The following is a 26,034-nucleotide window of genomic DNA, read 5'->3' as shown; positions in this document are numbered from 1 at the left end:
TTTGGATCGATTAAAAAATAAGGTTGTTCTCATTACAGGTGCTGGTAGAGGAATCGGGAAAGCTTGTGCGATTAAAGCGGCTAAAGAGGGCGCGGACATCATTATTTCAGATATAGGGAGAAACATTGATTCTGTGCCGTACGATCTCGCACGAACAAGTCAATTGGATGACACAGAGAAAATTTGTAGAAGACTTGGTGTACATGTATTTAAAAAGCATGCTGATGTTACGAAAGTAGAAGAGGTTTCTTCTTTAGTCCAAGATGCAGTGAATCGATTTGGCAGAATCGATGTTCTGATCAATAACGCAGGAATTGGTGCTCCGGCAGGCAAGCCGGCACATGAATATTCAAGTGAAGAATGGGAAATTTTGTTGAATGTCAATTTATCCGGGCCATGGAGAGTTATAAAATTTGTAGCCCCAATTATGATAAAGCAACAAGAAGGAAGTATCATTAATATCGCTTCAACAGCCGGACTTTTAGGATATAAACATTTCGCCGGATACGTTGCTTCAAAGCATGGATTAGTGGGATTAACCAAATCTGCCGCATTGGATTATGCAATGGATAACATTAGAGTCAATGCCATTTGTCCTGGCCCAGTGTATGATGATGAATTCGTTGATGGAAGTATGACAAAAGTAGTAGCGGATTCCTTAGGCATTCAATTAGGTGAACAGGAAGAAATTGATCTGCAGTCAGTAGCAATGAAAACGGTTGTATCGCCTACAGATGTTGCGGAAGCTGCGATTTGGTTAGGGAGTGATGAATCCAAGAGAGTGACAGGTACAAATATTACGGTCGATGCTGGTTATTCTGCGAAATAAAGGAGAGAACATAATGATAAATGTCCTAGAGACAAAAGATGAAGTACAAACTTCAGCTACAACAAACGTTTTGGTTGTAAAAGATTTAACAAAAGATGAAGTTTCAAAAATTCATGAAAAATCAGCAAATCAAAATCATGTTGATCTGTTTATTACGGTTGAAAAAGTTGCTCATCTGAAAATGTTTGAAAAATATATCGAAAGGGAAAAAAACCGACCCATCGGGTTTGTGGAAAAAGTCAGAATTACTCTAGTTCTGGATGAAAATAATGCAGCACTAGTATTAACATCCAATCTCCTTAAAGCCAATTTGTCCGGATTACTAAAGGTATACCATTATTTAATTGGTGACACCCCAATTGGAGAAATGGATGCAGATGATGATGAGAGTCTTACAAAATCTCCAATTAAATGGGGAGTTCCTATAGTGGACGAGGGAACCAGTAAGAAGTGTAATACATATCGTATTTCTCAATTAAAAGGTCAAAGTTTATCTCAGATTAATCTTCACAATCAGCAAATATGTGCGGCGCTCGCCAAAACGTTGAACGTGTACAATTCTGAGGAACTTGATGTTTATTTTAAGAAACTAACTATAGCTGGACAAACTGTTTTAAAGGGAAAGCTGAACCAAGATGGAACGATTAATACGAAGCAGCAAGCTACCCAAAATGATGGCAGAATCGCTTACTCCGTAGGAATGATTTGTATTGATTTGGATGATAAGAAGTATGATTATACGCCTTGCTTAAGTCCTAAATATCCGTTGACGTTGGTCATAAAAGAAAATGGAGGAATTGTCCAGTCACTATCGTTGCAGGCTAGCACCGAAACTATGGATTCGGAAGTGCTTAAACAATTCGGTACCCTGCTTGCGTACTTTTTAACGACGAAGCAAAGTGATTCAGATTCAAGTATGAATGAATTACTGAATGAATTAATGGCTCCTTATATTAGACAGACAAATGGATTACAACAAGAAAATATACGTGATCGATTAAAAACGATAGTGCAAACGTACCCTCAAAATATTGCTCTCTCAGACAAACAGGGAGACATTACTTTTGAAGAATTGGAACAAAGAAGCGATATTATCGCCAAACGTCTAATCAAAGAAGGTTTTAAAACGGAAGACAAGGCTGTTATTTCTGTAAAGCAGGATAATGAACTTGTTTTATTGATGATAGGAGTAATCAAGGCAGGCGGCGTATATATCCCTGTAGATCCTAACTATCCTATTGATCGAATATCATTCATCCTGAAAGACTCTGGAGCAAAATTTTTTATATCCAGTCTGATTCATAGTTTCCAGGATGCTCATCATGTAAAAATAAACCCAACTGAATTATTGCAGCAAACGAAGCTGGAACAAATCAATGACATTGATCTCCCCGCCTATACCTCAAAATCGGGGTATGTGATTTATACATCTGGAACATCAGGTTTACCTAAAGGTGTTCAAGTTTCTTGTGACAACATTTTATCCTTAGTGGAAGCCACTCAAGAAGAGTTCGAGCTTTCAGCCAATGATGTTTGGACCATGTTCCATTCTTCTTCTTTTGATTTTTCTGTTTGGGAAATGTGGGGGAGCTTATTAAGTGGCGCCAAATTGGTTGTAGTTCCAAGAGAAACGGCTACCTCTCTGTATGATTTCTATGATTTGCTTATTGAACATAAGGTGACGGTATTAAATCAGACCCCTTCTTCTTTTTATGCCTTGCAAAATATTGAATCCGAACAAAGAATACCACGGTTAAATTCAATCAGGTTGATCATTTTTGGCGGGGAAGCATTAGATAATACCAAGCTGAAAAAATGGTTCCAAAGGTATTCTTCAAGCAAGTGCAGACTTGTGAATATGTATGGGATAACGGAAACGACTGTCCATGTAACCTATCAAGATATATTGAAAAGAAATTTGGACACAAGTAGTCAGAGTATAGGAGTTCCTATAAAAGGATGGAAGATATCTATTCGAGATTCATCTGGAGTACCTTGTCTCCTCGGAGTTGAAGGTGAAATTTGGGTAGGCGGCGCAGGCCTGTCAAATGGCTATATCAATAGAGAACAGCTCAATACAGAAAAGTTCATTATCGAAAAGGCATCAGGAGAACGCTGGTACAAAAGTGGAGATCTTGGAAAAATAAAATCCGATGGCAGTATCGATTACTTGGGGAGAATAGACAATCAAGTGAAGATACGAGGTTATCGAATTGAACTTGATGAAATTAAAAAACAGATAAGTCGTATTCCTGGTGTGAGGGATGTTGTTGTAACCGTTCATAATAACAACGCGGATGAACATAAGCAAATTTTCACTTTTTTTGAAAGTAATAAACATTATAGTTCCAACGACATTAAAGAGATTCTGCTGAAAGAGCTACCTTCCTATATGATTCCTTCAAAATCAGTCCAAGTTGAAAAAATACCACTCACTATAAATGGAAAAGTTGATTTCAAAAAGCTGATCGATGAACAAAATGAACCTTATCGGTCTGAGGGTGCTTCTAATTCAGGTGAAGATTATCTTTTAGAAGTATGGCGCAAGATACTGGGTCAACAAATTACGGATGAGGATAATTTTTTTGATTCTGGAGGCAATTCTTTATTAGCAGTGTCATTATTATCAGAATTAAAACAAAATATTAATCCGGGTATTTTACTTAAAGACCTCTACGTGCATTCATCGCCAAGTAGTATGCGAGCTTTCTTGAAACAAAAGGAATTGGGAGAAGTGAGAGTATGACGAGAAAAACGCTTCCCAAAGTAGCTATTTTTTATGGCAATGGTTCTGCTACTCCCCTATCCATACAAGCTGCATCAATTGGAATATGTAAAATCGTTTTTTTATATCAAGAAGATTGCTCCCAAAGTGATTTGTCGCAAATTAAATTGTTAGAGAAGCATGCAACGTCCTATAACATCTCGAATTTATCAGAAGAGGAAATTGAAGGTATTTTGCACGATGAGAAAGTCGAAGGGATTACTACCTTTAGTGAGTATAAGTTACTGGAGACTTCTATTTTTGTGGAAAAAATGTTGTTGTCCGGTAATTCCGTAGAAACCGCAAGAGCATTAGTTAATAAATTTATGCAAAGGGAAATTCTTTCGAAAAGCAAAGGTACTTCTGTCAAGTTTACTAGATTGGATAAAAATAATTTGCAACAAAGTTTACTTGCAGTGGGCACTCCAGCCATTATTAAGCCTGTTGTAGGAGCCGGGAGCAAGTGGACCAAGAAGGTGAATTCTTACGAGGAATTGGAGAATGCAGTTCATGAATTTCCTCCAGATCACGAATATGTTTTAGAAGAGTTTTTATCAGGGAATAAAGAAATTGAAAATTCGTTCTATGGAGATTATGTATCGGTTGAATCTATACATCAAGGAGGAAATTCAACTCAAGTTTCGATTACAGGAAAGTTACCCTTGACCCAACATTTTTCGGAAAGCGGAATGTTCTTGCCTCATCCTTTTTCCAAAAAGATTGAAGATGAAATTAGGTCAATAGAGTCAGAAGCAATTAAGGCATTGAAAATTACCAGTGGTACAACACATACGGAAATTAAAATTACTGATGAAGGTCCAAAAATAATAGAAGTCAACGGTAGAATGGGAGGATACGTTTCAGAAATACTGAAGAGAGCAACAGGAGTTGATTTAATACGCATCACTTTACAAATCTCGTTAAATCAAGAAGTGGTAATTCAACCGCCCCCTATTAAAAAAGTATACTATCAGGTTTTTTTAACCCCGCCTATTGTTGAAAATGGAATTTATCAAGGGATAACGGGACTCGATCAATTGAAAGATTACAAAGACATTACTCATGTACAAATTACTAAAAAAGAGGGCGAAACCATAGATTCTCGCCTCGGAACTGAAAATAACATCGGGATTGTTTATGGGGAGTCTGACGACTTCAAACAATTTGTTACAACAATTAATCTGGTTCGTAGTCAAGCTAACCCCTTGATAGCGGCTCAACAGAAAGAAGTGTTGCAATAAATGGAGAACAATAATGAAAATATAAACCTGGGCAACTGCTTCCATCATATAGTATCCAAGTATCCTGACCAAAAAGCGGTTGTGTATCTGAATGAAGAATTGACTTACCAAGATTTGAATCAAAGAGCAAATAATGTGGCCCGCTTTTTTGAGGAATCTGGTGTAGAATCTGGCGACAGAATTGGGATCCTGTTCAACAACAGTCTTGAATACGTCATATCTATTATTGCTTTAACTAAAATTGGAGCTAGTTATATTCCATTATCTTATAAAGAAAATGAACAATATTTAGAAAGTCTCACTCATTCTGCAGGAATCAAATTTGTGTTTTCTGACTCAGATTTGAATATTCCTGGCATCAAGATATTGAAGACTTCCCTGGAGCTTCAGCCATCAAGAGTCAACTACGAGGGGAATCCTATCAATGAAAGTGATATCGCCTATATTATGTTTACATCCGGTACTACTGGCATTCCGAAAGGAGTAAAAGTTACCCACGGGAATATTATCAATTTGACTACCGGAAATGCATGTCTTGAACTATCCAATAAAAATATTATTCTCCAAACAGGAGCACCTACTTTCGATGCCTCGACCTTCGAAATATGGGGCGCCCTGTTGAATGGAGGAAAATTAATCATTCCGGATTTTTATAAAGTTACAAATTTCAACTACTTAAATGAGTTGATTAGAAAATACCAGGTAAATATGATGTGGTTAACAGCTCCTTTGTTTTCAATTGCTGCTGAAAAAAATATTGAATTATTTACTGATTTAAAAGAACTAATTGTCGGCGGAGATATTGTTCATCCCAAAGATGTAAACAAAGTGCTCGTAAGCAACCCGGATATCATTATTTACAATGGTTATGGACCAACGGAGTGTACGACATTTTCTACTATTTATAAAATTGACGCTGTAACTCATGAAGATTATATTCCTATTGGCAAACCAATTAAAAATGCGACTGTATACATTTTGGACGAGAATCTTGCCATAGTAGAACCTGATGGTGTTGGGGAACTCTACATCGGAGGAAAGGGCGTCTCTGCTGGTTATATCGGAAACGAAAATGTAACGGAAGAAAAATTTATCACGAATCCATATGGAGTTGGGAAACTGTATAAAACCGGTGATTTAGCAGCAATAGACAATGCCGGCAACGTAATATTTAAGGGCAGAAAAGATCGCCAAATTAAAATTCGCGGTTTTCGAATCGAAATGAATGCAGTAGAAAATATTTTAAATGGAATTAATGGTATTCAATCTTCCGCGGTAACAGTTATTGAAAATGGAAACGGTGAGAAAGGGTTGGCATGTTGTGTTGTCACCCAAAATAAATTTGATCTATCTGAAGAAGAAATTCGTATTCAGTTCAAAAAGGTAGCTCCTTCTCATATTGTATTGGCACAAGTTTGTGTTGTAGAAAGTCTTCCGATGAATTCTAATGGAAAACTGGACTATAAAAAAATCCAAAGTTTACTTGATGAGCAAGCTTCCAATGTTGATTTATCTAAAGAACATGAATTTGATGAACAAGAAAATAGAATAATTAAAATCATCGAAAAAAGTATGAATTGTATTGTAAAAGATACTTCGATTTCATTTTTCGAAATAGGATTAGATTCTTTAACAAGTATCTATATTTCTGATGAGATCAATAAAGAATTTAAAATTGATATTGAACCCATGGATCTCCTTATGAGTCCAAGCATTGATGACTTGATTCATATTGTTTTGGACAAGGAAAAAATTGAAATTGCGAATGTGATTTTATTATCTAGTCAAGAAAAAAATTTGAAGTTGCTGAATCAACAAGAAGCGATTTTTATAGACTTTACTATTAATCCTAATACTACACGATATAATATTCCTCTTCTTCTTAAGCTTCCAGAGATGATCGATTTCGATCTCTTGAAGCAATCTTTGAACAGGCTTGTTGATCGTCACGATAGTTTAAGGGCACAATTTGTGTTTAGAGAAGGACAGGCGTTTCAAACCATTCAAGAAAATTACAGTAGTAAAGTAAAAGAGAGCTTTGCTCAAGTTAATTTAGACCAATTAATTTCTCCTTTCGACTTGCAAAATGATTTCCCATATAAATTTGAGATTATAAGAAATGATGAGGGAAGTTGGCTGTTCATGGACTTCCATCATATCGTAGTAGACGGGTTCTCCTTGAAAAATATTGTGCAAGATTTAAACAGCATTTATTTAAATGAGGAACTTAGCGTATTGCCTTTGAACTATTCGACACTGATTGAAGAATCTAGAAGTGAGTTTTATAAAAATAAAGATTCAGCCGAAAAATTTTGGCAAGCCCATTTTCAAAATTATAAAGGTATGAATCAACTTCCATTTGATAGTCTGGATGTGGATGGGATATCAAATAGAAATAGTCTGATTGATTTTTCTTTGGGAACCAATCGGACGGCTTTATTAAAAGAGTGGAGTTTGAACAATAAAATGACTATTTTTGAAGCGCTTGCTATTGGGTATTCTCAATTTTTACATCTAATAACAGGTAGTGAGGATGTAACATTCGCAACGCCTAGTCGCGAGTATTCGAAAGTCTCAAGCATACCAGCCGTTTCCATGCTGACAAATACTTTATGGATTCTTTCTAAATCCAGCACTGTCACCAATGAATATCTGAAAGAATTTGTTAGTCAATTGAGGGAATCCCAGCGAAATCAAAATGTACCCGTTGAATTTATCTATAAATTAAAAAGAAAAACGGGTGATACAAATTTACATGAGACGTTGATCGCATATCACGATAAGGAGTCTATTGAGATCAATTTCTTGGGAGACGACATTTTGATAAAGCCGCTCATTCCACATGAAGGAATGTTTTCGTTGAATATGCAGATTTACGACAGGGATGATTCTTTAGAAATAGAGTGGGAATATCTGGACGACCTGTTTGAATATGAAACGATGAAAAGCCTGGCAGAACTTTTCAAAGAAACTCTTGATTCAATGATTAGTGAAAAATATAAGTATTCGATTTCTCGTTAAGAAATAAATGATTGTTAATGTAAAGGAGAATAGTATGTTAATCAAAGAGAAGACTTTGGGTCAAAAAAAAATTGCTGCCTTACAGATGCCAAAGGCAGGCGAATATTGGAGAGAGCTGCTGTCAGATGCGATACCCTCTAATTTTTTGCCGGATTATCGAAACGCAGTTTCAAACTCGCTTACACCAAGTTACAATCTTTCGCACATAGAAATAGAAGCACTAGATGTTGAAAAACTTTTCAATGGTTTGGAATGCGATCAACAACTTTCAAATGAAGTATTTGCTTTATTAGTAGTATCCTTTTTGCATTCCATCGAAAATGGGATTGATGAAGACCTCTTGATCGGTTTTGCCGAATATAAAAGTGATGGTATATTGCAATTTCCGTTAAGAGTTGATATTCAGCACGAATATACCCCTAGAGATATTCTCAACCAAATACAAAAACAAATAGTGAATAATAAGGAATATGCAGATTATCCGACAGACCTGATCATTCAAACAACACCTATACAAGTAAATATTGTCCAGGACAAACCTCTTCATCTGACAGATATATACAATAAAAATAAGCTCTCTTTTAATCTTGAGGTAGATGGTATTGGCAACTGGAGGCTAACAATTGCTGGAGCGTCTTCTCTTTACATGGCCAAAACTCTGGATAGCATCGCCGCGAAGATATCATATTTGATTGAATTAATGATAACTCATGCAGATGAAAAAATTGAATCTATTGATTTATTTCAAAAAGAGGATGCGGTAAGTTATGCATTGCTAAATAAGACGACGAGAGAATTTTCGAATTCAGATAGTTTGGCAAGTTTACTGGAACATGTTTTTCGTACGTTTGAGAAAGAAAAAAGTATAGTCAGCAATGAGCAGGATTTTACTTTCAAACAATTAGAAAGCAAAGCTAAACAAATTGCCGCGTTTATTCAAAAGAAAACAGAAAAAACAGACTCTATAATTGCCGTATTATGTGAACGTTCGATAGATTTTCTAGCGGCGGTTTTTGGGGTAATACTTTCCGGCAAAGCCTATCTTCCACTTGATCCAAAAGCGCCAAAAGAAAGAAATGAAATGATTCTTAAACAAGCTAACAGCCAAACGGTTTTATATGCAGACAAGCACAGTTCTGGTCTTGAAAAAAATGAATGGAAAAGATTCGAAATAAGTGAAATATACCAAACTAATTTTGATTATTATGCTGAACATATTTCTCCTGAAGACTTAGCCTATGTCATCTTTACATCCGGTTCTACCGGAACGCCGAAAGGTGTTGAAATCAAACATAAAAGCGTCATTAACAGAATTGAATGGATGCAAAATGTTTTTCAGTTAGATAGCAGCGATGTCATTTTACATAAAACACCCTCAACATTCGATGTTTCAGTTTGGGAAATTTTTTGGTGGGCGATTACTGGAACCAAAGTAGCAGTTTTGCCAGCAAACGAAGAAGCAAATCCAATTGAAATTATTAAAGCAATAGAAGAAAATAAGGTCACTACTATGCATTTTGTTCCTTCAATGCTGAATGCTTTCTTGGATTATGTCGATAATTCTTTATCTTATAAACGAATCAAATCTTTAAAAAGAGTTTTTTGCAGCGGCGAGGCTTTAACTCCAAATCATGTCGAAAAGTTTCATCAATTATTGAGTGATGTAGAACTGATCAATTTATATGGACCAACAGAAGCCACAGTAGATGTTACATGGCATAGAACATCGAAAGTCGAAAATCCCGTACCCATTGGTCAGCCAATTGACAACACTCGCATTTATATTTTAGACAAAACGAGAAGATTAAGACCAATAGGAATGGTGGGGGAGTTAGCGATCGCTGGCACTGGTGTAGCGAAAGGGTATATTAATGATTCCTCTAAAACGGAGAGCAGCTTTATCGATATCCCGCATCTGGAGGAAGGAAAAGTATACCTTACGGGTGACTTGGCGAGAATCAGGCATGATGGAACGATTGAATACTTTGGCCGAAATGATCGTCAAGTTAAAGTAAGAGGCTTCAGAATAGAACTCGGAGAAATTGAAGCTGCTTTAACGAATTTGCCTAGTGTTAGCGATGCGTTGGTATTAACTAATTTAGAAGCTGATAACATGCTACATCTATATGCATTTTTAATTGAAAAAGATAAATTGATCGATGTAAAAGATATTAAACAAGAATTGACCAAGATACTGCCGAAATATATGATTCCAGAAAAAATAGCAGTCCTTCATGAATTCCCTTTAACTGGAAACGGAAAAGTCGACCGAAAGCTGCTATTAGAAATAAGCAAGGAAAGAGCCGGCGATGAAAAAATTCCGCCGCAAACGAGAGAAGAAACAATTTTATGTGAAATTTGGCAAGATGTATTGGGAATCTCGGATATAGGTATCAATGAAAATTTCTTTGCGCTGGGTGGGAACTCCATAAACTTTGTGTCGGTAGTTGCATTAGCACACAAAAATGGACTGATCTTTACTTTTCAACAATTATTTAAGTACCCTACAATCCAGGACTTGATTAAAAACGTAAATCTGAATGATGCAAGCGATGATGATTTGAATCAACTCATATCTAATTTCCAATTGATTAAGGATGAAGATAAAATTAAAATCCCTGATGATATTGAAGATGCATATCCAATGTCAATGTTACAATCAGGACTTGTCTATCAGAGCAATATTATGGAAGGTGATAACAACTACCATGATATAGTAACATATACAATTGATGGAAGTATAGATGTGCCTACATTTAGAAAAGCCGTTAAATTGCTAGTAGACACGCAACCTATTTTTAGAACAAGTTACGATCTGGAACATTACTCAGAGTATCTTCAATTAGTCCACAAAGATATCGAAAAACTCCCTTTAAATGTATATGATCTACGTGGATTGCAAACCAAAAAAGAGAAAGAAGATATGTACGAAGAATGGTTTTGGAAAGAACAACACAGAGCGTTTGAATGGGACAAGCCAGGATTAGTTCAACTTCATATCCATATATTGAGTGAATCAGAGTACAAATATAGTATAAGTCAGCATAATTCAGCATTAGATGGATGGAGTATGAACAAAGTCCACACATTCCTTTTCCAGACTTATTTTGATATGGTGAATGGGCTTGAATCCAATACTAGATTGCTTGAAAGCAACAACCACAATCGAACTTTTATCTACTTGGAACAAAAAGCTGTAAATTCGGAAGAGCATCGCCGCTTTTGGGCGGACATGCTGGAGAATGTTCCAGAAGGTTTTATTCCGCGCAGTAGAGAAGAAAATACACGGAAGGGGAACGAAGTAATTTTTCAAGACATTAAATTACCAGAAGGTCTTTCAGAGAAATTAGTTGTTTTGGCTAAAGACCTCAGAGTTCCTGTAAAAGATATCCTGCTCGCATCACATGCCAAATTTCTTTCTATACTTACGCGCAAAGATGATGTTTTCATGGGATATGAAATCGGCGGCAGACCGGAACTTCTCGGTGCAGAAAATGCTTTAGGTGTATTTTTAAACACAATGCCATTCCGTGTCAAACTAGATAATCATTCTAGCTGGAAGGACTTAATTCTGAATGTTTATGGTGTTGAAGCTAGCATTTTACCTTTCAGACGGTATCCAATGGCACAAGTTAAACAAGATCTATCCTCAAGAGATATCTTATTCGAAACCGTATTTAATTTTACGCACTTCTATTCCTTGAAAGATTTACGTGGTCTTCCAGGGTTTGATAATATTGATGTAAGAGCAGCGGCAATTACAGAATTTCCTTTAAGAATTGAGTATTCGAGACATTTCTATACCGATGAGATTGAATTAAGTCTACATTATCATACATCCAAATATGACACTGCAGACATTGAATTCTTTGGTACAATTTTCGTTGATATTCTCGAGAACATGGTTAACTCGACAGAAGAAAATCATCACATGCAAATTGAGGAAGAAAAGTTAGACGCGTTCAAATATTACGCTGAGAAAGTTGATCAAATTTCGAGAGATGAAGAAGCTCCTTTACACCTTGATATTAATCAAGACTTGGAAATAGCGATCAATCGCGTTAAAGATGTTTGGTCAAATGTCCTGAAAATATCAAAAGAGAACCTCAAATTAGATGATGATTTCTTTTTAATTGGAGGAAATTCTTTAGCTGCGATGAAGGTATCTCTTTTCTTTAAGAAGGATCTTTCTCTCAAACAAATTATGCAAAAATCGATTCTATTGGAACTTGCAAGTGAAATTGCAAATAAAGAAATTAAATTGCGTCAAGAAGCTAGTCTTTTAACATGCTTAAGTAAATCAAGTGAATCTGAGCAAAACATTATCTTTATACCGTATGCGGGAGGCAATGCTTTAAATTTTATTCCGATTGCTAAGGAATTTGAAAAGAGTAACGCTGATCTATCCGTTTTTGCTGCTGAATTGCCAGCGCATGATCCTAACTTGGAACACAGTACCTTGGTCAATTTTGAAGATACAGTGAATTTATTGGTAGAAGAAATATCTTCAGCGATGAAAGGTAAACAATTCATGATATGGGGACATTGCGTTGGAAGTGCTCTTGCATTCGAGGTAACAAGAAAATTAGAAAAAAGAAACCTGTATCCGCAAAGACTCTTTTTAGGCGCAAAAAATATGATTAGTCAAGATGACTGTGAAATGCGTGTCAACAATGCTACGAACTTGAAATTTTCGGATATAGCTGAATTGTATTCGGAGTGGAGTGGGACAAGCAGCTTGTCAACGTTAGGGCAGAGCTACGAGTCCAAACTAGTCGAAATTTTTAAACATGATTCTATCCAAGCAAACACTTATTTGAGCAATCTATGGAATAGCAAAGAGAAGTTCGTAAAAACCCCTACCTCAATAGTGATCGCTAAGGATGATCCTGTTACAGAGGATTACGATAAAATGTGGGCGAATTGGGAAAATTGGATCGTTCAGGTTGATTTATTCGAGTTTGAAACAGGTGGGCATTACTTTTTAAGAAGTATTCCTTCTGATGTTGTAAAATATATTCAGGGCGCCCATTAGTTAATGAATTTGATACTGTATATTAGGAGGAATGGATGTTATGGATCTAAAACCAGATGCTTTTCCAAAAGAGAAAATAAAGATTGCTTTAGCACAGTGTTCCTCGATTGACGGAAATATCGAAGAGAACGTTAACAGGGCTTATGAGATGATTGAAGAAGCTGGAAAAAAGAATGTTGATATGATCATGTTTCCAGAAAAGTATCTGACCGGGTATGTACCCGAAATAGTAGAATCGAATGTAACCGAAAATACGCTTTTAATTCATGATGTGAGGATTCAAAAATTGCGTCAGGCATGCGAAAAGCATGGGATTTGGTCCATAATTGGAAGCCCGGTAAGAAGGGGTGAAGATGTTTTCATCTCTTCAATCATTATCGATTCAAATGGCAAAGAAGTAGGAGTTTATGATAAGTCTCATTTATTTCAAACGGAAAAGAAACTATTTTCTTCCAATAATGAGCAGATTATCATTCAATTAAAGGGCTGGAATATTGGAATGGCAATTTGCTATGATGCAGGTTTCCCTGAACATTCTCGTCTTTTAGCACAAAATGGCTGTCATTTATATATGGGAAGCGCTCTTTTTAGCAAAGGAATGGGGTACAAAGAGTCACGAGTATGGTTTCCTGCTCGAGCTTTAGATAATACCATATTCACGGCGATGTGCAATCACGTTGGAAAAACCGGGGTTTGGGATGCGTGTGGACATAGCGGTATATGGAACCCTCTAGGCGATAATATTATTGATGGCTCTCCGGAAGAAGTTGAATTGTTGATCGCTGAATTAGATCCCGCTCTTCTCAATCAAGCTAGAGAGGGTGAAAAAATGCTTGCTGATTCGCTTGATATAAATAAAGAACTGTATTCTATCAAGACTATATATGGTAACCAAAATGCATATAAATGAAGCAAAAAAATGGGTTAGAAAATTCAGGGATAATTCCGACTCCACAGTAAGATTAGTTGTTTTACCACACGCAGGAGGCAATGCGAATTTTTATAGAGATTTGGTCCAATATTTGCGCCCGGACATTGAGTGTATCATCATTCAGTATCCGGGAAGGCAAGAAAGACTTCTCGAGGATATGGTTAATAATATTGATGATTACGCGGATAGGGTGACAGAAGTTTTAAGTTTAATTGTTGATGGAGTTAAACCAACCATTTTATATGGACATAGTATGGGAGCTTTAATCGCATATAATATGTTGAATAGAAATGGACATATGCTTACATCGATAGAAAAACTGGTAGTCTCTTGTCATGCTCCCCCCACTAGAAAAGTTGGTGGGGAGTATAATAAAGTTGATGATGATGACTCCGTGATCGAGTATTTAAAATCTGTCGGCGGCTTAGAGGATCGTGTTTCTGAAAACAAAATGATGTTAGAGCTGATTATTCCTGCTGTTCGTAATGACCTCTTTGCAGTAAGAAATTTCAGCTTAATCAAAGCCTATAAAGTTGCTGTCCCCATATATGGTATACAAGCGACTGAAGATTGTGGGATCAAGGCTAGTGATATGCAAAAGTGGGCTTTATTAACCGGAAAGGAATTTGAATTGGTTCAATTTCCTGGAAATCATTTTTATATGCTGGATCAATGGGAGAAATTAGCTAATTATCTACAACATTTATGTAATTCAGATTGAATAGCAACGTGTTATTTTCAGCAACTTCGAGTTCTAATCTTTCATGTGGAATTGACAATAGATTATTATTCTATCTTTATTCCAATGTTCCCTGCCTTTTTTGCAGGATAAGCCGCTGGAAATGAAGAAATGTATATACTTCCATATTTCAATGAAGGAGAATCAAGAATCGATGCCTGTTGATCAGCAGACGCTCAGGTTGGCCGTCCCTTTTTTTGAAGATATTTCACCGGAGGTTCTGGAGCGGATTGTGCCGTTCATGTATGAGCGAACCTTCAAGAAAAATTCGATTATTTTCATAGAAGGTGACGAAGGGGAAGAAATTTACTTCATCCGTTCCGGTTCTGTGAACATATACAGCTTTGACGGCTCCAAGAAAGTAATTCTGGCCGTCCTGCAAAAAGGCGAGTATTTTGGTGAAATGGCTGCTATTCGCCCCGGGCTTGTCCGCTCGGCAACAGCTGAGACTGCATCGCCTACAAAGCTGTTTACTCTCAGACGGAGGGATTTCGAAAAGCTTATTGAACAGCATCCGCAGTTGGCCTTTCAACTGCTGGAATACTCAATGGAGCGACTGAGACAGGCCAATCAGCAGATTTATGACCTTACCTTCCTCAACGTCAAAACCCGCATTATGAAGCGGCTGATCCGACTTTCCCAGGAGTATGGCGTGACTGAGGCTGCAGGCATCCGTATTGACGCCAAGTTGACGCATCAGCAAATTGCCGAGATGGTAGGCGCTGCCCGGGAGACGGTCACCAAGGTACTGCAGGAACTGCAGGAAGAGGGCAATATTCTAATCCGCAATAAATGGATTACATTGCCTGACCGGGAACGTCTTAAGAGTCTGCTTCAGGAAGAAATATAGGACTGCCGCAGCAGGACGAATATGCCGAAGGTTGCAGAAAAAGACAAAAACTTGTTGACAAGTTGTTCCCATTCTCATTAGAATAAAACTGAAAATTAATCATCTCTTTTCGTATAATTCCGGGAATTGGCCCGGAAGTCTCTACGAGGTCACCGTAATGATCTGGCTACGAAAAGCGGGATTGGCATGCCAAGGGGGTTCCCCATAGGTATACTTTTCCTGTTTTACGCGGAACCTAGGAGAGCAGAGCGATTATATATCGCTGCTTTTTTAGGTTATTTTTGTTTGTTTCGTATTTGCTGACAAGGCACAGTAGGTTCAGACATCACCGTGTAACGTAGCTTGCCCCTTTGCAAGGGCAAGCTGAAAGTTGAAAGAAGGTAACGCGACAGGCAGTTTCGCCATCGTATTGCTTTTTTTCGTTGCGCATTTGTTTAAGGCTTTCATCATATTGGACGAGGCTTTTATTTGCGCGCGCTTGCACACAAAATTTGGGAGGGGTATTGGGAACAATGAATGATTTTTTCCGGCTAAAGGAGAACGGAACCACTGTCAGAACGGAAATTATGGCGGGTCTGACCACATTTATGACGATGGCTTATATTTTGGCTGTCAATCCGGGGATTTTGACCCCGACAGGACTGAGTTGGGACTCCGTATTCCTGGCTACGGCACTCGCGGCAGGTTTGTTCACGATTTTAATGGGATTGTTCGTGAACTTCCCGGTTGCCCTGGCGCCAGGTATGGGCTTGAATGCATACTTTGCTGCCACGATTCTGGCTTCACAAGCAACGGGTACGCCGATTTCTCCGGCAATGGGGCTTACCGCAGTCTTTATTTCCGGTATTATCTTTTTTATTTTGACCGTGACTCAGGTTCGCCAAATGCTGCTGGTTGCAGTACCGGATAGCATCAAACATGCAATTACGGTAGGTATCGGTCTTTTCATTACGATTATCGGGCTCAAAAACAGCGGCTTGCTGACAGTCTCGGTGCAGACGCTTAACGATGTTCCGAAGGATCAATATACGAATTTGCTTGGTTTTGAATCGGTCTTCCATTTGGGAGATATGCATAGTCAGGGCGTTCTGCTGACCATCCTTGGTATTCTGCTGATTGCCATTATGATGGTGCTGCGTGTGCCTGGAGCCATTTTATTCGGAATTTTGCTGACGACTGTAATTGCGATTCTGATTGGCAATGTGAATGTCAGCGATGCGCTCAGCGATAAAAATTGGACTCCGAATTTTAAAGAGTTGAACTTCTGGCACTTCGACTTTGCCGGTGTGTTGGAAGTGGGACTCATTACCGTTATTCTGACCTTTACCTTCGTAGAGCTGTTTGATACGTTCGGCACACTGGTAGGGACAGCTACACGCGCCGGCTTTATGAAGGACAAAGAAAAGGGGCGCAAAAAAGTTGGTAAAGCGATGCTGGTTGACGCAATCGGCGTCAGCGGCGGCGCAATGCTGGGGACGAGCACGGTAACGGCGTACGTTGAAAGCTCCGCAGGCATTGCCCAGGGCGGCCGGACAGGCCTTACAGCCGTTGTTACAGGGATTTGCTTCCTGCTTTCGATCTTCCTGTCGCCACTGGTTGCTCTGGTTCCAGGCGCGGCGACAAGCGCGGCTCTGATCGTCGTAGGAGTTCTCATGATGCAATCTGTAAAGGATATTGATTTCTCCGACATCGTCTATGCCGTTCCAGCGTTCCTGACGATTGCCATGATGCCTTTCACGTACAACATTGCGAACGGTATTTCCTTCGGTATCGTGTTCTACGTCATTCTCGCTACAGTAGCGAATTTGTCCGGCAAGGGCAAAGAGAAATACACAGTTCACTGGCTGATGTGGGTGCTTGCGATTCTGATCGTGGCGCGTTATATCTTTATGCCGGGTCATTAATTGCGAAGTATGCAATAAAGGTATCTCCAAGATTGCAAAGTGGAGATGCCTTTTTTTATTTTCAGCTTGATGGCGGTCATGTACTTTCCGAGTTCAGAGATGTAAAATAACAATATTGTAGATAAACATTAAAATGGTCGGAAACGCTGAAATAGGGGGACCAGTATGAGGACAACAATTATTAAGAATGGACGGGCTGTGCTGCCGGATAAAGTTGTAAAGGCGGATATTGTGGTTCGTGGAGACCGCATCGAAGCGATCCTGACAGAATCTCAAGAACAGGCAACTGCAAGCAATGAGAATCATCAATTACAATCTCTCTCCGGTGATGCCGTCACCGTCATAGATGCTGAAAATCGCTATATCCTTCCGGGATTGGTGGATATTCATTGCGATGCGATAGAGAAAGAGGTTCAGCCTCGTCCCAATACGTTATTCCCGCTCCAGATGGCATTGATTGAATTTGAGCGCAAGCTTCCGGTTCACGGGATTACATCCATGTATCATTCACTTTCCCTTGGTGTCGGGTTAAGCCTTCGAGGAGATCATTTGCTGACGCAAATGGTTGAGCTGATTCATGCCTATAAACAACGCAGAGCTATGATTCGTCATGGTATTCATCTGCGCTACGAAGTATCGCATCTGGCTGGCATTCCTGTTGTTGAGCGTTATGTACAAGAGGGTAAAATTGATTATTTGTCCTTCATGGACCACTCGCCAGGACAAGGGCAATATAAGGCTCCGGGATCTTTTGAAAGCTATGTCATGAAAAATCAGGCGGTCAATCGGGAAGAGGTTCAACAAATCGTAGAGGAATTGTTGACTCGTCAACAGCTTGTCGACTGGAATCATTTGGAGCGGCTTGGCAAACTCGCAGCGCAAAAGGGTATTTCTGTCGCTTCGCATGATGACGACAGTCCCGAGCGGGTAGATCATTTTCTTGGTTTTGGCGTTAATATTTCCGAATTTCCAATGAATCTTCAGACAGCGGAACATGCGATGCGCAAAGGTCTTCATGTATGTGTGGGAGCCCCTAATGTCGTCCGAGGAGGCTCCCACGATAAGAATTTAAGTGCAATTGCAGCCATTGGTGCAGGCGCAGCGAATATATTATGCTCGGATTATCATCCAGCTTCTTTGCTGGCAGCTGTATTCAAGCTATCAGGGCTGTATGACTCATCCGGCTTGACGCAGGGACTGCCTGAAGCAGTTGCGATGGCCAGTCTGAATCCAGCCAAAGCTCTTGGTGTTGACAAGCAGTTAGGTTCAATTGAAATCGGCAAAAAGTCAGATTTGATCATTGTAGACACCTTTGACGGGTATCCGATGGTTTCGACCGCACTGGTCAATGGCACAATTGTATATGAGAGCAGCGCCTATTACCCTTTGCATGAAACGAATTGAATTTACTTGTTCAGCTCATCGTGAAGGGAATGAACAAGCTTGTTTTGAGTTGGCGCATCGCTTGCATTCCAGATGATTTCGAACAGTACGCCCAGTCCTGGCAAAGCATGCTCGTCACCACCTATGGAGCCTTGAATGACATCGGTTAATTCTTCATTGGATTTGTCATGCACGCGTTGAATGATCGCTTGTCTCAGGTCCAGATTCATAGCTATCCCTCCATGTGGTCGATTTCCCGATTAATATTCCCTCTCCGCAGTTGTTTCATCCTGTTAAGCACAGTGCAAGCTGCAAGGTTTTCCCAGTGCCTTCTACTGATGAACTGACGTTCTTTCGGTTTGCAGTTGCAGATGTGGTATAATTCGGTTATGGCTTCAAAACGGGAGGACGGGAATGAATAAGAAACAGTTTGCAATCATTGGAATGGGGCGATTTGGTTCGAGCGTTGCCCGTTCCTTATCGGAGATGGGATTTCAGGTACTGGCTATTGACTCGGACGAGCATCGGATACAAGATATTGTGAATATTGTAACGTATGCCGTAAAAGCGGATTCTACAGATGAAGAGGCGATGCGCTCAATTGGCATTCGCAATTTTGATGTTGTCGTGGTTGCCATCGGTCAAGATATTCAGTCAAGCATTTTGACTACGCTTATCTTGAAAGACATGGGTGTGTCCCGCATTATAGTGAAGGCACAAAATGAACTTCATGGAAAAGTTCTGGACAAGATTGGTGCAGACAAGGTTATTTTCCCAGAGCGGGATATGGGACTGAGACTGGCGCATCATTTAATTTCCCCGAACGTTTTGGATTTCATTGAGCTTTCAAAAGACCACAGTATTGTCGAGGTTCAGGCGACAGCAGGGATAATTGGCCAAAGCCTGAAGGACTTGAATGTTCGAGCAAAATATAATTGCAACGTGATGGCGATCAAGAACGGCCCCCATATAAATATTTCCCCGAATGCCGACGATTTGCTCAAACCTGAGGATATCCTCGTTGTAGTCGGAAAAAATAAAGATCTCAAGAGCCTGGAGCTGGCTTTTGCGGAAGGCTGAATTCGAATAATGAACAATACAACCCATATTTCATCGGTTCAAAATACAAAAGTGAAGCAATGGGCTTCATTGCTGGAAAAGAAACACCGCGAGCGCAGCGGGCAATTTATTATTGAAGGCGTCCATCTGGTGCTGGAGGCGGTTCAGGCAGGGATTGAAATCGAATGTATCGTTTATGATACGGACAAAGGGATTCCGGCAGAGTTGAAAACAGACGCTCCCTCCGCAACGCCATGTGAATGGGTCAGTGCGCCGACGCCAGTACTTGCAAAATGCACAGGAACGACAACGCCGCCGCCGGTTTTTGCGGTAGTCACAAAACCCGCTTACAGCAGGGAAGCCCTGTTCAATGAGCGGGCATTGGTTGTTGTACTGGATGGGGTTAGTGATCCGGGCAATGTCGGCACGATCATTCGCTGTGCCGATGCCGCAGGTGCGGATGCTGTCGTGCTGGGCAACAACTGCGCGGATGTCTACAACCCGAAGACCGTTCGTTCAACAATGGGCTCATTATTTCATCTGCCGGTGATTGAAGCGGATTTGGCAACGCTGCTGCCGGAGGGCAAGCGCCGCGGAATCCGTCTGACAGGGACCAGCCTGCAAGCAAAGGGCTCGTGCTACGACTGCGACTGGGCACAGGCCACCTGGCTGGTCATGGGCAATGAATCCAAGGGATTATCACCCGAAGTCGAGCAAATTCTGGATGAGACTGTACGGATTCCGATGCGAGGCAAAGCTGAATCGCTTAACGTCGCGATGGCAACAACCGTTTTGCTGTATGAAGCGCTAAGGCAGCGGGAGTTTTGAAACGATAACAATTTCTGACTTGTTCGATATACTACAGAAGCGAAAACCGGAACTAGCCGATTTTCGCTTCTTCACTGTTGTGGAGGTTTCATATGTTGCTGCACAAAGGAGAAACCTTATTTAGACAAGGGGAATCGGGACCGCTATTTCACTTAAGAAGCGGTATGCTGAAAATTATAAGGCTTCATCAGGACGGGTCGCAAATTCTGGTCAATCTGATTGTGCCGGACGAAATCATTCCGCATCATTCGCTCATTAGCCCTAACCCCTATTATGGGACTGCGATTGCGCTTGTGACCTGTGAGATTGATATTCTGCCGGAAGCGGCCTGGTATGGGGAGCTGGAGCAAAATCCGGAGCGGTACCGTGAAGTTGCTCTCAAGCTGCAGGACAAGCTGCGCATGATGCAGCAGCGCATGGATCAGCTCACTACCATCTCACCTGGGGAGAGGCTTCGCAAGCTTCAAGCCTGGTTCCATGCCTACATCTCGCCCGCTACGTTAACGGATGTGCTGACCCAGGATGAAATTGGCCAGTTTATCGGCATGCGGCGGGAAACCGTGAACCGGCTGCTGCGAAGCCAGGCTGGCGAATCATCCTAATCATAATCTAATGAGGCAGAGCTATCAGTTATTCTGCATCCAGATCACCGGCAGGCCCGAAAAATTCATAATGGATATCGGCAGCGGGAATCCCCCACTCCTTCAAGTACCCGTAAACTGCCTTCATAAACGGTACCGGCCCGCAGAAGTAGAAAGCTGCATCCTTGACAGGAATGATTTCCTTTAGCCAAGCCAGATCAATATAGCCTTCCTTATGAAAAGCATTCCGCTCCCTATCTTCCGTAGTTGGCTCCCTATAGCACCAATGAGCCGAAATTTGCGCTGAACGTCCGGCAAGCTCTTCAATTTGCTGCTTCAAGGCGTGGATAGCGCCGTTCTCAGCGGCATGAATGAAGATAGCTTCCCGTCCAGAATTTGTACTCGCCAGTGTTTCAATCATACTGACCAGAGGCGTCAATCCGACGCCTCCGCTAATAAATACAGCCGGGCGGGTATCCTCAAGATTCAATGTAAAGTCTCCGGCAGGGGCTGAAAGCCGCAGGATATCTCCCGGTTTGACCTGTTCATGCAAATACATGGACACCTTCCCCGCTATTTTGCTGGCAGATGCTTCCTCCCGCTTTACCGAAATTCTGTAGTATGGTTTTCCCGGCACGTCCGACAAGCTGTATTGACGGATATGGGTATGCTCTTCCCCCGGTATTTCCACCTTGACACTTACGTACTGTCCCGGCAAATAAGAAGCGATTGCTTCCCCGTCTTGAGGTACGAGGTAAAAGGAAGTAATTACGTCGCTTTCCTTTTCCTTTCGCTCCACTCGAAAAGCTCTAAAGTCCGCCCAGCCGCCTTCCTTTTGTTCGGTATCTTGATACATCCCGGCTTCTACCTCAATAAATACGCCCGCAATGACACCGTAAGCCTCTCCCCAGGCTTGTAAAATTTCTTCTGAAGCGGCATCGCCCAGCACATCCTGAATGGCCTGAAGCAGATTTTGGCCGACAATCGGATAGTGCTCGGCACGAACGCCGAGACTGCGGTGCTTATGGGCAATCTGTTTTACAACGGGCAAAATGGTTTCCAGCTTATCGATATGCTTGGCTGCAGCGTAAACAGCATTGGCAAGGGCAGTTTGCTGCCTGCCTTGGCTCTGGTTGGCATGATTGAACAGATTCAGCAGTTCGGGAGTTTTAGAGAACAGCAGCGTATAAAACCGTTTCGTAATATCAAGTCCATGCTTCTCAAGTACAGGTACAGTCGATTGAATGATGGCAATTGTTTTCTCATTAAGCATTTATAACGCCCCGCTTTCATTAACTAAAGGAATACATTTAGTATATGAAAAGACAAGCGGCGCCCTATGTGATTGTAATCACAGGATTTCGCAACAATTTGTGAATCATTGCCAGAATTCCTGGCTCAGATTTGAAGGGGCGGCCAATATTTTGAAGAGGACTGGAGTTATTTGATCGCCCCTCATATTGATTCTATTGTTTGCCCAACAGCCAATTCACTGCATCTTCCCTGGATTCGAATACTCCAAAATGGTTGCTTCTATTGGATTCAACCGCCATTTCTTTAAATCTTCCTTGATGAATCAGCTCTTTCGGAATAACTGCTGCAGTTTTTATCCGATAGTTGATCCATTTCTGAATCATTTGCCCGGCAATGCCTGTTCTTAGTTTGAAGAAGTCTTCCGAGAGTACTTCACCATGCAGCAAAAGCAGCGGCGACTCTTGTTCTAAGCATAAAGCAACGAGGTCGACAGCATCCTGCTCGGTACGAAGAGGATTTTGGACAGACATCACTTCGAGGTATTTTTCAACGCCATTATCAATCATTTTATAATTCATCGTTCTTGTCTCCTCCATTTGAATTCTTTCAAGCAGTTCTTTGCGAATGCTTTGCACCCATTCGAGTTCATTCTGATAGTAAGTCAGCAAGTTTTCCGTTATCTTATCCCACAAGAAGGTTTCACGTTCATTTCGATTGGGCGAGGGAATTCCTCGTTTGATTTTTTCCTGATGAAAAATAAGCTGCAAGCTGATCCTGCTTTCATAACTGGCAAGCATTTCACTTAATTCTTCAGAGTCTAGATGGTCCGCCCATGCCAATTGAATGAGAAAACTATTCTTGAATTCGGGAATTTCCGATTCTGATCGAACCCATTCCTTTAACCGGGCGCGTCCCTCCGGAGTAATGCTGTATATTTTTTTGGATGGAGAACTCTCCTGATGTTGAATTTCATTGGTTACCAGGCCCTCGTTCAAAAGCTTCACAAGCGATTTGTAAATTTGATTATTGTTGCCGGACCAGTACATCGTCGGAGATTCTTCAATCATCTTTTTCAATTCATATCCTGTAGCTGGCTTCCAGCTCAGAAGTCCAAGTATGGCGTATTGAATAGACATAACAACACCTCATTAGTTATCAATATCATATGTTAACAGTAACATATGATATTGATAGTGTAAAGAAGACGAAATTTTGCTCAACCTCAATTCAAAGACCCCAATTTTAGCTGTCGATTCGCATTCGTGTTTCGGGAAAATTGAACATTTTTAAATATTTTTCCTTTAAACGGGAACCTTGGCGTATCCTGAGGAGTCTGTTAAGTGAACGAATTTAAACGGTTATCCCGCTGCAAAGTGAAAGGGAGATGGAAGTGGATGATCAGCATTTAAAAAACCTCACCTCTATAGATGAGGGCATGCTTAGAGAAGTTATGGAGCAGTATGGGGAGGATGTGTGGAATTACGCTTATTTTTTGACCTCCAAGCATGATTGGGCAGATGATATCGCACAGGAGGTATTTATTAAGGTTTATAAGCATATTGGAGGATTTCGCAGGGAGGCTTCCCTCAAGACCTGGCTGTTGAAGCTCACCCGCAACACGGCTTTTTCCTATAAGCGGCTGGCTTTCTTTCGTAAAATGTCTCCTGTTGCCCTGGAATCTGTCGTCAGGGTCGGCCCTTCTGCAGAGACCGAGTACTGGCAACGGGATTTTGCAGATGCCATATGGGGGCATGTGCTGTGCCTGCCTGTCAAATTCCGTGAAGCGCTTATTTTGAGCGCCCATTACGAAATGTCTCATGATGAAATAGCCGAAGCACTAGGCATTTCTCCTGGCACGGTAAAATCTCGGCTGCACCGGGCGCGGCGCAAACTAGCCGAGTTGGTAAGGAGGGAACGGCATGATTCATTCGTCTGATCGGGAGATGGAGCAAAGGCTATCCTATAAGCCATTTCACAGCCGTAAATTTACAGAGCGTCATATGGCGGCCGTGGAACAGTCCATACGCAAAGCGACTTTAGCGGCAGGCAACCATCGGAGAAAGCGCATTATGATTCCAGTTGCTTTCGTATTCATGTTAATTTTGTTGCTGGGGTCAGTGCTGCTCATTAACGATTTGCAGAACAGATTGGGACTCCTGGCGATGTGGCCGGAGGCGTGGCCTGTGGAGACGAAACCATCACAGAAGAAAGAACCCCTTCTCAGCCATGATACGCCGCGGAATAAGAGCAATCTGTTTGACGGGACAAAGCTTAAAGTCGGTGATGTGATCGTCGGGCTGACGGCAGTAGAGACAAATTTTCAGCAGACCGATATCGATAACCCCAATGAGGTATATGGAAGTGCGACATTCTCAGGGGAGGTTGAGCTTACAGGAACCTATATGATTGATCCTTCCAGCAGCAGCGGTTTTACCGTTTCGTTCTACCCGGATGCTGATTCATCAGGTAAAATCCCCCGCCTCAAAAATGATACGCGGAATAGCTGGTTTGCTATTAACAATGTAGAGGATGCGCAAAAACTGCTATTAGCTGACAAAGGCACTGGCAAAGCAACAATTGTGATCGAAAATTACAACATTCAGTACAGGCCGTCAGATGTGTTTAATACGGCAAGTCTAATTCAGGTGAAAAGCAATACGATAACCAGCCGTTTGACGCCGGAAGAACAGGAGAGAATGAAGCTGTGGGATGAATTATCCAAACGCGGCAGCCTCATGGATCGACCAGTGAGTGAGCAGTTAGACGGGTTATCTATGGCTGATTTGATATTGGGACTGAAACACGAAGACAATTGGGTCCGCTGGTATTGCACTTACAGGCTCGGGGAATTGCTGGACGAGGGCAATAAGGGACAGATCGAAGCGGCGATCAAGCCTATGTTGGAAGACGAGGACTTCCTGGTAGGCAAAGCGGCAACCTTTACCTGGTCACTGATTAAAGGTACGCCTGAAGCGGATGAGCGTTTCGTTCCTTCGCCCGACCGAAGTGTTTACGCCTTCTATCGGTATGGAGAGTCCAGATTCAATGACGGCAAGACCTGGCTGTTGGAGAATGGTACGGCCAAACTGCTCTATCATGCAGAGGCGGGAGCGGTCTATGATTTTTCCTGGTCTCCGGATAGCAGGTGGCTGGCTGTTCAATTTGGGGGCAGAAACTGGAGTAATATTGAGCTTATTGACAGGCATACAGGGAAAGAATATGGATTTACGAATCCAGTGAAAGAAATCGCAACGGCCCCTGATTTCGGCTATGGCATAAGCTTGGATGAGGCGTTGCGTTTTGACCCGTGGGTGTCGGTGGCAAAATGGAGCGGAGACGGGAAGCGTATTTTACTCCAATACTCATTTAATGATGAAAAATTCAATCCTTATCAAGGTTACGCATCATACAACTTACATTCGAAGCGGATCGAACTTTTATTTAAAGGCGAAGTAGATAACCCGGCTGAGTTGCCGGCAGATCAGCAGTGGATGAGTCCATAAGCGTAAAAAAGCAACCCTCCAGGTCGCATGATGATATGCTCCCCTTGTAGTAGACAGTTGAAATAATAAAACTGTTTACTACGAGGTGGAGCATTTTTATGTCTCATAGATC

18 protein-coding genes and 1 riboswitch are annotated in these 26,034 nt (G+C 41.0%); of the genes, 15 read left to right on the top strand and 3 right to left on the bottom strand.

The annotated features are described in order from the left end of the window. The first annotated feature begins 1 nt into the window (after position 1). From JFN88_RS14065 to JFN88_RS14020, 10 genes are all read left to right on the top strand, one after another. Positions 2–829 carry an SDR family oxidoreductase gene (locus JFN88_RS14065; protein ID WP_199019935.1) on the top strand — a complete coding sequence of 276 codons (828 nt, stop codon included), beginning with the start codon at positions 2–4 and terminating at the stop codon, positions 827–829. 13 nt (positions 830–842) lie between these two features. Continuing rightward, on the top strand, positions 843–3,575 hold the full coding sequence (locus tag JFN88_RS14060; protein ID WP_199019934.1) for a non-ribosomal peptide synthetase: 2,733 nt from the start codon (positions 843–845) through the stop codon (positions 3,573–3,575). Then, positions 3,572–4,834, top strand: a complete 1,263-nt coding sequence (locus tag JFN88_RS14055; protein WP_199019933.1) for an ATP-grasp domain-containing protein — start codon at positions 3,572–3,574, stop codon at positions 4,832–4,834. Before JFN88_RS14060 ends, JFN88_RS14055 begins: the two co-directional genes overlap by 4 nt. After that, positions 4,835–7,855, top strand: a complete 3,021-nt coding sequence (locus JFN88_RS14050) for a non-ribosomal peptide synthetase (RefSeq protein ID WP_199019932.1) — start codon at positions 4,835–4,837, stop codon at positions 7,853–7,855. A gap of 34 nt (positions 7,856–7,889) precedes the next feature. Next, positions 7,890–12,890, top strand: a complete 5,001-nt coding sequence (locus tag JFN88_RS14045; RefSeq protein ID WP_199019931.1) for a non-ribosomal peptide synthetase — start codon at positions 7,890–7,892, stop codon at positions 12,888–12,890. Positions 12,891–12,930: 40 nt separating this feature from the next. Further along, complete coding sequence (locus tag JFN88_RS14040; protein ID WP_199019930.1) at positions 12,931–13,800, top strand: carbon-nitrogen hydrolase family protein; 870 nt, start codon at positions 12,931–12,933, stop codon at positions 13,798–13,800. Further along, entirely contained in the window at positions 13,775–14,542 is a 768-nt protein-coding gene (locus JFN88_RS14035; protein WP_199019929.1) for a thioesterase II family protein, read from the top strand. The genes JFN88_RS14040 and JFN88_RS14035 overlap by 26 nt, the downstream gene beginning before the upstream one ends. Positions 14,543–14,714: 172 nt before the next feature. Then, positions 14,715–15,410 carry a Crp/Fnr family transcriptional regulator gene (locus tag JFN88_RS14030; RefSeq protein WP_199019928.1) on the top strand — a complete coding sequence of 232 codons (696 nt, stop codon included), beginning with the start codon at positions 14,715–14,717 and terminating at the stop codon, positions 15,408–15,410. An 89-nt stretch (positions 15,411–15,499) separates the two neighbouring features. Next, positions 15,500–15,599: riboswitch (purine riboswitch) on the top strand. A 323-nt stretch (positions 15,600–15,922) separates the two neighbouring features. After that, positions 15,923–17,314 carry an NCS2 family permease gene (locus tag JFN88_RS14025; protein WP_199019927.1) on the top strand — a complete coding sequence of 464 codons (1,392 nt, stop codon included), beginning with the start codon at positions 15,923–15,925 and terminating at the stop codon, positions 17,312–17,314. A 165-nt stretch (positions 17,315–17,479) separates the two neighbouring features. Continuing rightward, complete coding sequence (locus tag JFN88_RS14020) at positions 17,480–18,718, top strand: alpha-D-ribose 1-methylphosphonate 5-triphosphate diphosphatase (RefSeq protein WP_199019926.1); 1,239 nt, start codon at positions 17,480–17,482, stop codon at positions 18,716–18,718. A gap of 2 nt (positions 18,719–18,720) precedes the next feature. Here the strand turns inward: JFN88_RS14020 and JFN88_RS14015 are convergent, their stop codons facing one another. Next, positions 18,721–18,927: a small acid-soluble spore protein SspI gene (locus tag JFN88_RS14015; protein WP_199019925.1), complete on the bottom strand. Its 207-nt coding sequence runs from the start codon at positions 18,925–18,927 to the stop codon at positions 18,721–18,723. A 184-nt stretch (positions 18,928–19,111) separates the two neighbouring features. Between JFN88_RS14015 and JFN88_RS14010 the strand changes: the two genes are divergently transcribed. The 3 genes from JFN88_RS14010 to JFN88_RS14000 all read left to right on the top strand — a co-directional run bounded on the left by JFN88_RS14010 (position 19,112) and on the right by JFN88_RS14000 (position 21,186). Beyond that, positions 19,112–19,777 carry a potassium channel family protein gene (locus JFN88_RS14010; protein ID WP_199019924.1) on the top strand — a complete coding sequence of 222 codons (666 nt, stop codon included), beginning with the start codon at positions 19,112–19,114 and terminating at the stop codon, positions 19,775–19,777. 9 nt (positions 19,778–19,786) lie between these two features. Then, positions 19,787–20,584, top strand: a complete 798-nt coding sequence (locus JFN88_RS14005; RefSeq protein ID WP_199019923.1) for a TrmH family RNA methyltransferase — start codon at positions 19,787–19,789, stop codon at positions 20,582–20,584. Between the two features lie 92 nt (positions 20,585–20,676). Beyond that, entirely contained in the window at positions 20,677–21,186 is a 510-nt protein-coding gene (locus tag JFN88_RS14000; RefSeq protein WP_199019922.1) for a Crp/Fnr family transcriptional regulator, read from the top strand. Positions 21,187–21,214: 28 nt separating this feature from the next. Here JFN88_RS14000 and hmpA read toward each other — a convergent pair whose 3' ends face one another. Then, a complete protein-coding gene (gene hmpA / locus JFN88_RS13995; RefSeq protein WP_199019921.1) occupies positions 21,215–22,438 on the bottom strand; it encodes an NO-inducible flavohemoprotein in 1,224 nt (407 codons plus the stop codon). Positions 22,439–22,631: 193 nt separating this feature from the next. Next, complete coding sequence (locus tag JFN88_RS13990; RefSeq protein WP_199019920.1) at positions 22,632–23,555, bottom strand: PadR family transcriptional regulator; 924 nt, start codon at positions 23,553–23,555, stop codon at positions 22,632–22,634. Between the two features lie 248 nt (positions 23,556–23,803). Between JFN88_RS13990 and JFN88_RS13985 the strand changes: the two genes are divergently transcribed. Continuing rightward, complete coding sequence (locus tag JFN88_RS13985) at positions 23,804–24,355, top strand: RNA polymerase sigma factor (RefSeq protein ID WP_199019919.1); 552 nt, start codon at positions 23,804–23,806, stop codon at positions 24,353–24,355. Then, positions 24,339–25,922 (top strand): hypothetical protein, encoded by a 1,584-nt coding sequence (locus JFN88_RS13980; RefSeq protein ID WP_199019918.1) that lies wholly within the window; start codon positions 24,339–24,341, stop codon positions 25,920–25,922. Before JFN88_RS13985 ends, JFN88_RS13980 begins: the two co-directional genes overlap by 17 nt. The last annotated feature ends 112 nt before the right edge of the window (positions 25,923–26,034 follow it).

Origin of the sequence: Paenibacillus roseus (assembly GCF_016424485.1) — a bacterium.
Lineage (GTDB): Bacteria > Bacillota > Bacilli > Paenibacillales > Paenibacillaceae > Paenibacillus_D > Paenibacillus_D roseus.
The sequence above is the reverse complement of the archived record's forward strand: the minus strand, read 5'-3'. Positions and strand labels throughout refer to the sequence as shown.